Raw genomic sequence first — 10,564 nt, forward strand, 5'->3', positions numbered from 1 at the left:
GACCGTCACGAGGACAAGACGGATTGAGTCAGATTTTTCGGTCATTTGAGGCGAACTGGCCAATCAGGCTTGGCCGCAACGACTCCACGGATGGAGGAGTTAGAGCGAAGCAGGATGCCCGAGCCGACGAGTGCAGGGGAGCACTTGATAGAGCGAAGCAGGGTGCCCGAGCCGACGAGTGCAGGGAAGCACTTGGTAGAGCGAAGCAGGATGCCCGAGCCGAGTAGGTCAGTCTATCTCGGACAGGACACTAGCCGCATGGTGCAATGGAACTACCACTCGGCCCGCGGCCGGCCGTTTCGCTGTTGGGCGACGCCATGAGTTCGGGCTTCTGAATTCTCAGCTCGGCTCCAGCCACCGGCCCGGATTGGGTGTGTGAAACTCCTGCCGTACTGCGGGTGGCTCACATCGACCCAAGCGTTGCTCCGGTCCCAGTAGTACCCACCGCCGTCGATGTGCGACGCCCAGGGGACGGGCGTTGTGGGAGTCGAAACACTCAAGTTCGAGATCATCGCCCACCAGCAGGTAGCGGTCGTTGCCTTCGTTCATCCATCGCCAGGCATTGCGCTCCTGTTCCCGGCTGCTGGTGAAATAGCTGAAGTGGGTGACGTCGAGTTTCGAGAACAGGATGAACTGCTCCCTGAAATCGACGAGCCCCAGGGTGGCCTGCCCAGGCAGCATATCCTCTGCAGCTGAAAGAACGTTTCTCGGGGTGCGCAGCGGTTCGATATTCAGATAGCCCCAAGTGGAGAACAGCAACCAGCTGGCCATTATTGCGGCAAACAGAGCGCCGATAGCGTGACTGCGCCGGAAGATGAAAAGGGTGACGAGCCACACCGCGCCAACGGTTACAAGGAAACCGCCGATCCCGTGCAGGTGAGTCGGATCACGGGTGTAGTCGCTGGCCTTTTCCACCATCCATGGATGGTGGAACCAGGCGAGAATACCCAGGGCAATCAGGGCCCCGGCCAGCAGCAGGTGCAGGCCAGACAGCAGCGGCCCCAGCCACCGGGCAGGCCGCCGACCGTCCATGACCGCCGCAAGGCCCACAGTAAACATCGGCAGCGCCGGTAACAGATAGACGCCACGCTTGCCGGGACTGAGACTGAAGAACAGGGCCACCAGTGCAACCCAGGCAAAGATGGTTACCAGCACCGGTTCGGCCCGCAAGCGTTGTACCCACGGACGCCATGCGGCCAGCAGCAGCAGGGGCAGCGGAAACCATAGCGAGGGGATTACATTGGAGAAAAAATAGTGCCAGGGTTTGATGTGGCCCCATGAATTCACATAACGCTCACCGGTCTGTTTAAACAGGATATTGTCCCGGTAGGTCAGGGCTGCGTCGGTGCCTAACCGGTCCACCGCCCACACCATCGGGAGCAGCCAGGCGGCCGCTACCAGAACCATCACGAGCGGACCCAGGGCGCAACGCCAGCGTAAGCTCTCAGCGAAGCGTGTACGGTCGGTTGCGGCCAGTAGCAGGACGGGGAGCAATATCAGTGCGGGGAGAAAACCAACCCCTTTGGTGATAATGCCCAGCCCCATAAAACCCCAGGCAGTGAAATACCAGCCCCAGGCGGGCTTGTCGAAGAAATGCCGCAGCATTCCATAGCCGGCAACCGTGATCCAACAGGCCACCATGGCATCGATCTGGGCATTCTTGGCCTGCAGCAGGAACTGCGGAGCCAGTAGCAGGAGAAAGACAGCGATGGCGCCGGTGCGCGGGCTCCATAGCCGCCGGCCCAGATCAAATACCAGGGCCACGGTTAGTAGGCCACAAAGAGCATTGGGCAACAGGAAGGCGACCTTCAGGTTACCGGTCAGCCAGTAGAAAAAGGCGATGGCCCACATGAAGACCGGGGGCTTGTCCGGATAATACTCGCCCCCACGCATGGGGATCAGCCACTGCCCCGAGGCCACCATCTCCCTCGCCACTTCGGCGAAGCGGGGTTCATCGGCTGGCCAGGGCGAGCGCAGGCCGATGCCGGTGAAGAGCATGATTGCGCTAAAGGCGAGCAGAAGCAGAAGCAGCTGGTTATCCGACAGCTGTGGCTGGCGTGCGGATACACGATGGTGCGCTTCGGATACAGGCATGGCAGGAGGTCAGGTTTGGTTGGAGAGCGGCTCGGTCAGCGTGCGGGCCCGGTGGTTACGATACAGCACCGAGCCGATGAGGGTTGCCATGGCGAACAGCAGGATGGCTAATAGCAGCTGGTGCTGGTTCGCGCTACCGAGCCCGGCACCGGTGAGGGCAAAGATCAACATCTGAGGCAGATACCCCAGGGCGCTGCCGGTGAGAAACGGTACCAGACGAATGCCGGAGGCACCTGCCATCAGATTGGTCAACAGGTTGCTGCCTACCGGCAATAGCCGGATCGCCAGGATCTTTATCAGGGGCTGTTCCGCCACGGCTTGATCGAAAACTGTCATGCGCCGCGCAAAACGCCGGGTCAGGCCGGGTCGCAGCAGTATCCGTGCCGCATAGAAACAGCCGGCAGCCCCCAGGGTAGTGACTAGTGTGGAAAACAGGGCTCCACCCGGTGCTCCCATGGCATAGCCGGACACAAATGCCAGCAGCTGTCGCGGGCCGCCGAGGCCCGTATACAGGGCGCCGGCAGCGGCAATGGCCAACAAACCCGGCAAACCGTGGCCGTTGAGGTACGCAGCTATCCGTTGCTGGTCGGCAAACAGGTCGAGCCAGCCCTGTCGTATGGCGAGGATACCGGCAGTAGTCAGAACCAGAAACAGTAGCGGCGCTTTCCAGCGATTCACTTCAGGCCGACTCCGTGTCACGGTACTCGCTGACTTGTGCGATTCGGGTGCGGTGCAATAGCCACAGTATGCCGACGAGGTCGACGATGCCGGCCCAGGTCCGGTTCCAGGCGGAATATTTGGAAACCCCCTGCTGACGGTGGCGGTGGTTGACCTCGACCACCGCTACTTGGCCGCCAATACCTTTGACCAGGGCCGGAATAAAGCGGTGGGCATGATCGAACCATGGCAGCCGCAGAAAGGTGGCTCTGGGGAGGAGTTTGAGCCCACAACCGGTGTCCGGGACTCCGTCTCGCAGCAGGGCATTGCGCACCCGGTTGGCCAGCCTCGACTGGAAGCGTTTCCACTGGGTGTCTCTGCGGTTCTTGCGAAAACCTGCGACGCAGTAATCCTCCGCAGTAATGGTCGCCGCACACTGCAGTAGGGCAGGGATGTCTGCCGGGTCGTTCTGGCCGTCGCCGTCCATGGTGATTATGAGGTTGCCGCGGGCCCGGCGGATGCCCGTTTGCAGCGCGCCGCTCTGGCCGATACTGCGTTCGTGACGGATAGCCTGGAGCGCACACCCCAGCGCTGCAGCCGTCGAGAGTGCAGTGTCAAGCGTCTGGTCACCGCTGCCGTCGTCCACCAGGACGATTTCAAAGCGGGGGTTATCGTGCCGATCGTGCATGACTCTGTCTATTTCCGTCACCAGCCCGGCGATGTTTTCCTGCTCATCCCGGGCAGGAATAACGACAGAAACCGATGTTTTTGGCTCCATAGTACAAAGCACCTGCCTGATGCCGATTTCCAGGGCTGACAGGATGCCGGCCCATTTTCATGAGGCCGGTATTCTGCTCGGAGATGCTTAACTGAACCTTAAACAGGCTCTAAATCGGGTGGTCGCCGGGCCGGTAGCCAGACCTCAACCGATAAGCCACTGCCGCCATCCGGGCGGTCGTTCAGTGTCAGCATTCCGTCATGCAGCTCCACTATTCTGCAGGCAATGGCCAGCCCGAGCCCGGCACCCGCGCTCACCCGTTGGTCAAGGCGCACGAAGCGGCTCAGGGCACGTTCGCGGTCAGCCACAGAAATACCGGGGCCCTCATCACAAATATAGATGAGATAGCCGTCACCCGAGGTACTAAGGTGAGTTTTCACAACGGTATCCCGCGGGCTGTACTGAATGGCGTTGGCCAGCAGGGAACGCATGAGCGTATTGATCAGGGCGGCGTGGCAGCTGACCACGGCCTGACAGGTGGTGTCCTCCAGAATCGCCTCAATGCCTTTTTTCAAGGCCAGGGGGGTTACATCGGCGATGCTCTGTTCAACAACGGCTGAAAGATTGTGGTGCTCCGGGTCGAATTCGGAACCGGAATCCACCCGGCTCAGCAACAGCATTTGCTCAACCAGGTGAACCATTCTGTCGATTGATTCGGTTAATCCGCCGAACTCGTCGGCGCGGAATTCGCAGGCTTGCTCCAGATTCAGTCGCAGGGCCGATAGCGGGGTACGCAACTCGTGGGCGGCATTGGCGGAGAACCGACGCTCCCGTTCCAGGGCCATATCCATGCGCTTGAGCAGTCCGTTAACGGCCTGAACCAGTCCAGAGACTTCTTTGGGTGCATGTTGGTCGTCCAAAGGGTGAAGGTTTTCCGGTGCCATGTGCCTGATCGGTCTTTCCAGCCTGCGCAGCGGGCGCAACCCCAGCTGGGTGGCAATAAGAATCGCAGCCATCAGCAGCGGCATGGCAAAAACCAGAGGCAGCACATTCCCCATGGCCAGTTCCTGGCTCAATTCTTCCCGTACATCCTCGCGTTGGGCCGTCCGTATCCAGAAGCCGGTTTCCGGATCTTGCAGGGTAAAGGTTCGCCAGGAAAATTCGATGGACTCGGTCCAGGAATAGCCTGGCTCCAGAGGCAGGTGTTCGGCTATTGCCAAGGTATCCAGCAGTGGCTCGCCTTCCGGAGACCAGACTTCAAAGGCGATTTTTTTCTCATATTTGTGACCAGAGCCCTCCGGCAGGATTGCATCATCACCGCCTGCCTTTTGCCTGGTTTCCAGAAGTTTCACCGTCTCTTCCAGGATTTTCGAGAGATGATCGGGCGGCGACTCCACCATGTTCCGGACCAGGCCCTGAACAATTCGGGTGCTCTGGGCCAGCTCGGCATCGAACAGCTCTCCCAACTCGTGATTGCTCTCGATATAGCTCCAGATTGCAGCCACTAGTGCAATCATCAATACCGTGGTGGTAACGAGTAGTGTCAGAGTTCGGGTCAGGGACATGAAGAGTCTTTGCAGCTTGCCGCCTGCTGGGCATCCAGCAGATAACCCACTCCCCGCACTGTTCGGATAACGGATTTGCCAATGCGACGGCGCAGGTGGTGTATGTGGACTTCCAGGGTGTTGCTTTCCACTCCCTGCTCCCATCCATACAGCTGTTCCTCCAGCCGACGGCGGGTGGCAACCTGGTTCGGGTGGCGCATCATGAAGTGGAGAATCTGGAATTCGCTCCGGGGCAGCGGGATCACTTCGTTGCCGACCCTCAGCTGATTGGAGTCCGGAGCAAGGTTAAGTATGCCGACCGTGAGGCCGGGGTGGGCCTGACCATCCGATCTGCGGGTTACTGCACGGATGCGGGCTTTCAGTTCGCCCATGGCGAAGGGTTTGGTAAGGTAGTCATCCGCCCCCGAGTCCAGCCCGTATAGCTTTTCCGGCAGTTCGGAACGGGCGGTGAGGATGATCACCGGTGTGGATATGCCTTGACTTCGCATTGCATGCAGCACCTCCAGGCCGTCGACGCTGGGCAGGGTAAGGTCCAGAATCACCACATCAAAATGTTCATCGGGTAATACACTGAGGGCTTGCTGGCCGTCATCCAACCAGTCCACTGTGTTGTGGTCATCCCGCAGCATGCTCAGCATGGTCTTTGCGAGGAGGTGATCGTCTTCAACCAACAAGATCCTCATTCTTTTCCCTTTTGGCTAATCTTTGAGAGCTTTCCTGTTTGGCGGTTTGGCTTCAGTCGGCCTTCCGGCCGACAGGTCGGGCTAAAATCCGACTTTCGCGGCTACCGAACCTATTCTAATCGGTGCTCTAACTGCATCTCCAGGAAGGAGTGATGATATCCGACACCTGTCTGACTCTCGTCGCCCGGCATATTTGCCGGCATAGAAGTAGCAGGGCGGCGTATTCTGAAGCAAGGGGAAGCGAGTGTTTGGCTAGGAGCCTGCCCGAGAATAGAGTGGCCTACTCGGCTCGGGCATCCTGCTTCGCTCTACCAAGTGCTTCCCTGCACTCGTCGGCTCGGACATCCTCGAGAATAGGTTCCAGACGTTCTCTACTGCCGTCATCCATGGCGGCATGCGTCGCTCTAACGACGGCGTCCATGCAGTCGTATTCGCCTCAGATGGCCGGAAAATCTGACTCAATCCGTCTTGCCTTCGTGACGGTCGCTATTCTCGGACACTAGTGGCCCATCGGAAATAGTGTAACACCCAGCCGGTTTCACAAACGCCATCGGCAAGGCGCGGGAGCGCAGGACTGGTCGTAACCAATTCAAGCGATTGCAATGCAGCCGGGGGGGCTTGTGGGCCGGCCCGAAGGGAGCGCCGCTACCGGGGCTAAATCCTGCGTTGCGGACTCCTTCCCCTCGAGTCCGCCCTTAGGACTAGCTTGCGGTTGTCCCAATCCGCTCCCCGCGGATTGGTGCGCTGCTTGGCCCTCCTGCGCATCCATGGCTCGCGGCAGTCGTGCATCCCTGCACATCAAAGGGCGCACCACTCCCTGCGCAGCGCGCCTTGATGGACCAATAGTGAGCAAGAACGCCAGCGCAGACTGAGCACGCCGATGAGCAAAACCGGTTTCTGAAAATGGATCCGGGCCTGTGGCTGATAGTCCTGATGTGGCCTTTTACACCAAAAAAAAACCTGTGGAACCAGACGTGAATTGTTCGAAGCTTCATTCGGATGACGGTGGCGTTTCACTCTCGGTCAATATCACTATCTCGACCCGCCGGTTTCGCTGCCGTCCAGTTTCGGTCCGGTTGCTGGCGATGGGACGGGCCTCTCCGTAGCCGCGGCTGATGATGCGATCCGGGTCGATTCCCTGTGCGACCAGCGCATGCTTGACGGCGTTGGCCCGCCGCTCGGAGAGCACCCGGTTGTAGTTCGTATTGGCGAGGCTGTCGGTATGCCCCTCCACCACCAGGATGCGATCGGGATGGTTGCGGAGAAAGTTGCTGACGGTCCTCAGTTCATCTTGAGCCGATGGGATCAGATCGGTGCGCCCCAGGGTGAACAGTACATCCTGGAGGGTCACCATGACGCCGCGGTCGACCCGTGTCGCTTCCATCGCGGCCAGCTCCGCCTCCAGCACCTCGGTGTGGCGGGATGCTGATGCCTCCTGCTCGGCGCGCAACTTCCTGCGCAGTTGATTGTGCTGGTCGGTGAGCTGTTCGACCTCGCGTTTGGACCGTTCACGTTTGGTGACCGCCTGCGCCATTCCCAGATAGCGCCTTGCCATGTAGATCTGGTGGTCATATTCGGCGGCGTCGAAGGTGCTGCCTGCCCGCTTGATGGCCTCATCCGCCTGGTGCAGGAAATAGGCGGCATTGGCCCTTATTTCGGGTACGTCGGAGACGGCGCGATAAGTGGCCCGGAGATCGGCCAGTTCCGGTGTGCCGTTGGGGGCGGTGGTGCAGGCGGAAATGAGCGCAACCGCAAGGAGTGCAAGGATCCGCTTCACGAGTCCAGATCCTTGCGAAGCAATTCGATGGTCTCTTCCAGCTGCCTTCTCATCTGCTGCAGGCGTTCGGTCTCTGCCTTGATGATCGCCAGGCGCGCGTCGATCTCGGCCTGTTCCGCAAGACGTCGGGAGCGCCCCAATTGCTCCCCCGATTCGGCGATGGAGCGGGCCTGTTCCAGCTTGTCCTCGGCCATCTGCACCTCGAGCGCGGCGAACTCCGCCGCCCGGGTGGCGCGGGCCTCTTTTAGGGCCTGCTCGGCACCGGATAGGGTGACAGTGGGGGACTCCGTGAATTGTGGCCCTGCGCAGCCGCCGGCAAGCGCCAGCAGGGCCAGGGCCCCGGTCATCCATGACGGCATTACCATCCTCTGCTCCTGCGACCGGTAAGTGGCTATTCTCTTGTCTACCTAACGAATAGTCACAATGGCATCGTTCTGCAATGGGTTGCCTGGGAGCCTGTCCGAGAACATCGTTTTTTGGTAATTGCTCGCCCGGGTGATTGCCCACAGCCCCGGAAATCCGTCATCCCCGCGCAGGCCGGGATCCAGGAGCGGAGATCTGGAGTTGTTACGCCGAAGAGTCATCATCCCCGCGCAGGCGGGGATCCATTTCGAGTCATGCCGCTGCTCTCTGGATCCCCGCCTACGCGGGGATGACGGAGGGGGTGAGTAGTACGTTTTTTGTAGGTTGGGGTGAGTTATGCCCTGAATTCACCCAATTAAGTGTTAAGTGCAACGCTGATTTTGTTGGGCTTCGTTCCTCAGCGCCAACCTACATTTTGGAGCCCATTGCTATTCTCGGACAGGCTCCTTCATCGCAACGTATCAAAGGATTTTCTTTGGGTAACTGCTCGCCTGAGTGATTATGCACGGCCTAGGATATTCGTCATCCCCGCGCAGGCGGGGATCCATTTTGAACCATGCCGCTGCTCTCTGGAGTCCCGCCTCCGCGGGAATGACGGGGGGCGCTATATTGCCCATCCATGGTGTCTAGATAGTCGCTTCCCTGATCAGACCGGCGATGTCGCTGAAGGTCAGGGTGTCGAACAGCTCCCGGTTGGAGGTGACCACGCCGCCGGCCATTTCGTACCATGCGCAGGTGCCGCACCAGTCTGGTACCGTAAAGCTGCCCTGGATGCGACGGGGTAGCAGGTAGGCGCGGCCGGGCAGGTAGAGCAGGTTATAGGCGATATCCGCACGGTGCAGCGCGTCGATCCGCTCCCAGGTTTCCTCCGCATCGTCCAGGGCAATGCAGTGGGCCGGATAGGGTTCGCTGCCGCCATTGTGAACAAAGTGCGGATCGGCCACCGGGAGCGGCGTGTCACGGACGAACAGTTGCAGATGCAGATGGTTGACCGAGGCGCCCGCGCCGTAAGCGTTATAGCCGAGTCCCACCCCCGGCAGCGTCTCGCCGAGCCGCGCCGCCTGCTTCCAGGCAAAGTCATGCAGGGCCGGCGTCAGAAACTGCGGGTGCTGCTGGTGGCGTTCAGGGACGAGTAGGCCGTGACGGTCGACGAAGGGGTACTTGTTGTAATAGAGCGCCGCTTCGCTGCCGCCGAGAATGCCCTCCCAGAGGATCTCTTTCTCCATGAACGGTTTGTTGAAATGGAATCCGTCCGGATTGAACGGCTTGCGGATCCCATCCACCGACTGGGTGCTCATGCGCTGGGGACGAAAGGCGCGTAGCGGGTTGAACTGCACCTCCCAGGGACCGGCCTGTCGGAACCGGGTCGGTTCCAGGCTGTTGAAGCCGAGAAAGGCCAGTTTCAGGAAAACCGTCAGGTCTTCATCGCCATCCGGGATGGTGCCGTTGCCCAGCAACCGGGCGCGGTACTTGGTGCTCAGCTCCTCGAAGCGCTCCTCCAGTGCCGGTCGCAGCGAGTTCCAGAGCTCCGGCTCGAAGCTGGCATTGGCGGTGGCAAGGATAAACGGCCCCAGGGTGTCCCGTTCCAGCAGCCGCCCCAGGCCCTTCTCGAAGGCATGGCGCAGGCGATCGGGAGAGGCGAAAACGTCGTCGGTCGTCGGCAAGGTGAAGCACCGGGTTGAAATGGGCCGGCCAGTTTACAGCGAAAGACAGTTTAGCCACAGAGGCCACAGAGTTTGAGGAAGCTGCTCATGTCGGCCTGCCATTTACCTCTGTGTGCTCGGTGTGCTCTGTGGCAAAAGATCAATCATCGCTGGCAGCGCGGGCAGAAAACCGTCGATCGCTGTCCCAGGCGTACTTCACGGAGCTGTGCGCCACAGGCGGGGCAGGGCAGGCCGCCCCGCCCATAGACGGCGAGGCTCTGGGAAAAATAACCGGGGCGGCCCTGGCTGTCGGTGAAATCTCGCAGTGTCGTACCGCCCTGGATGATGGCCTGCTCGAGGATGCTGCGCACCTGCTCCGCCAGGCGCAGATAGCGGGCGCGTGAGATGCCCCCGGCCGCTCGCTCGGGACGGATCCCGGCCATGAACAGCGCCTCGTTGGCGTAGATGTTGCCGACCCCGACCACCACCTTGGCATCCATCAGGAAGGCCTTGACCGGGATGCGCCGCCCGCGGGAGCGGCGGAACAGGTAATCGCCATCAAAGGCATCACTCAGGGGTTCGGGCCCCAGACCGGCGAGCAGCTTGTGGCTCTCCGGCGGCCCGTTCGTCCACAGCAGCGCACCGAAGCGGCGCGGGTCCGTCAGTCGCAGGCGCAGGCCTTCGGCGAAGACCAGGTCCACATGGTCGTGACGGCCCGGTGCCAGCGGCACCTCCAGCACTCGCAGGCTGCCCGACATCCCCAGGTGCAGGATCATGCTGCCCCGCTCCAGCACGAGCAGTAGGTATTTCCCGCGCCGGCGCACCTCGGTTACGCGCCGTCCCGCCACCCGCTTCTGCAGGTCGGGGGGCACCGGCCAGCGCAGACGCGGCTCGCGTACCTCAACGGCGAGAATCCGGCGGCCGGTGATGTGCGGCGTGATTCCGCGCCGGGTGGTTTCGACCTCGGGGAGTTCAGGCACTGGGGGCTACTCGCTGAAAAACAGTATTGCACCGCAGACGACTACATGGATGTAGTCGGTTGAAAATGTCTGGAACCTATTTTC

General features: G+C 60.7%; 9 protein-coding genes. All 9 read right to left on the minus strand.

The window, feature by feature from the left end:
* Window positions 1-339 precede the first annotated feature (339 nt).
* The 9 genes from Q7L05_RS15610 to mutM all read right to left on the minus strand — a co-directional run bounded on the left by Q7L05_RS15610 (window position 340) and on the right by mutM (window position 10,480).
* A complete protein-coding gene (locus Q7L05_RS15610) occupies window positions 340-2,094 on the minus strand; it encodes an ArnT family glycosyltransferase (RefSeq protein ID WP_303908817.1) in 1,755 nt (584 codons plus the stop codon).
* A 9-nt stretch (window positions 2,095-2,103) separates the two neighbouring features.
* The gene (locus Q7L05_RS15615; protein ID WP_303908819.1) at window positions 2,104-2,772 is read right to left on the minus strand and encodes a TVP38/TMEM64 family protein; all 669 of its coding nucleotides are present in this window, start codon (window positions 2,770-2,772) and stop codon (window positions 2,104-2,106) included.
* 1 nt (window position 2,773) lies between these two features.
* On the minus strand, window positions 2,774-3,529 hold the full coding sequence (locus Q7L05_RS15620) for a glycosyltransferase family 2 protein (protein WP_303908821.1): 756 nt from the start codon (window positions 3,527-3,529) through the stop codon (window positions 2,774-2,776).
* A 98-nt stretch (window positions 3,530-3,627) separates the two neighbouring features.
* Window positions 3,628-5,034: an ATP-binding protein gene (locus Q7L05_RS15625; protein WP_303908824.1), complete on the minus strand. Its 1,407-nt coding sequence runs from the start codon at window positions 5,032-5,034 to the stop codon at window positions 3,628-3,630.
* Window positions 5,025-5,717 (minus strand): response regulator transcription factor, encoded by a 693-nt coding sequence (locus Q7L05_RS15630; RefSeq protein ID WP_303908827.1) that lies wholly within the window; start codon window positions 5,715-5,717, stop codon window positions 5,025-5,027. Before Q7L05_RS15630 ends, Q7L05_RS15625 begins: the two co-directional genes overlap by 10 nt.
* A 991-nt stretch (window positions 5,718-6,708) precedes the next feature.
* Complete coding sequence (locus tag Q7L05_RS15635; RefSeq protein WP_303908830.1) at window positions 6,709-7,494, minus strand: OmpA family protein; 786 nt, start codon at window positions 7,492-7,494, stop codon at window positions 6,709-6,711.
* Complete coding sequence (locus Q7L05_RS15640) at window positions 7,491-7,859, minus strand: DUF4398 domain-containing protein (protein WP_303908833.1); 369 nt, start codon at window positions 7,857-7,859, stop codon at window positions 7,491-7,493. Before Q7L05_RS15640 ends, Q7L05_RS15635 begins: the two co-directional genes overlap by 4 nt.
* A 624-nt stretch (window positions 7,860-8,483) precedes the next feature.
* A complete protein-coding gene (locus Q7L05_RS15645; protein ID WP_303908836.1) occupies window positions 8,484-9,521 on the minus strand; it encodes a hypothetical protein in 1,038 nt (345 codons plus the stop codon).
* A 143-nt stretch (window positions 9,522-9,664) separates the two neighbouring features.
* Window positions 9,665-10,480: a bifunctional DNA-formamidopyrimidine glycosylase/DNA-(apurinic or apyrimidinic site) lyase gene (gene mutM / locus Q7L05_RS15650; RefSeq protein WP_303908839.1), complete on the minus strand. Its 816-nt coding sequence runs from the start codon at window positions 10,478-10,480 to the stop codon at window positions 9,665-9,667.
* Window positions 10,481-10,564 lie beyond the last annotated feature (84 nt).

The organism is Thiohalomonas denitrificans, from assembly GCF_016841685.1.
Classification (GTDB): domain Bacteria; phylum Pseudomonadota; class Gammaproteobacteria; order Thiohalomonadales; family Thiohalomonadaceae; genus Thiohalomonas; species Thiohalomonas denitrificans_A.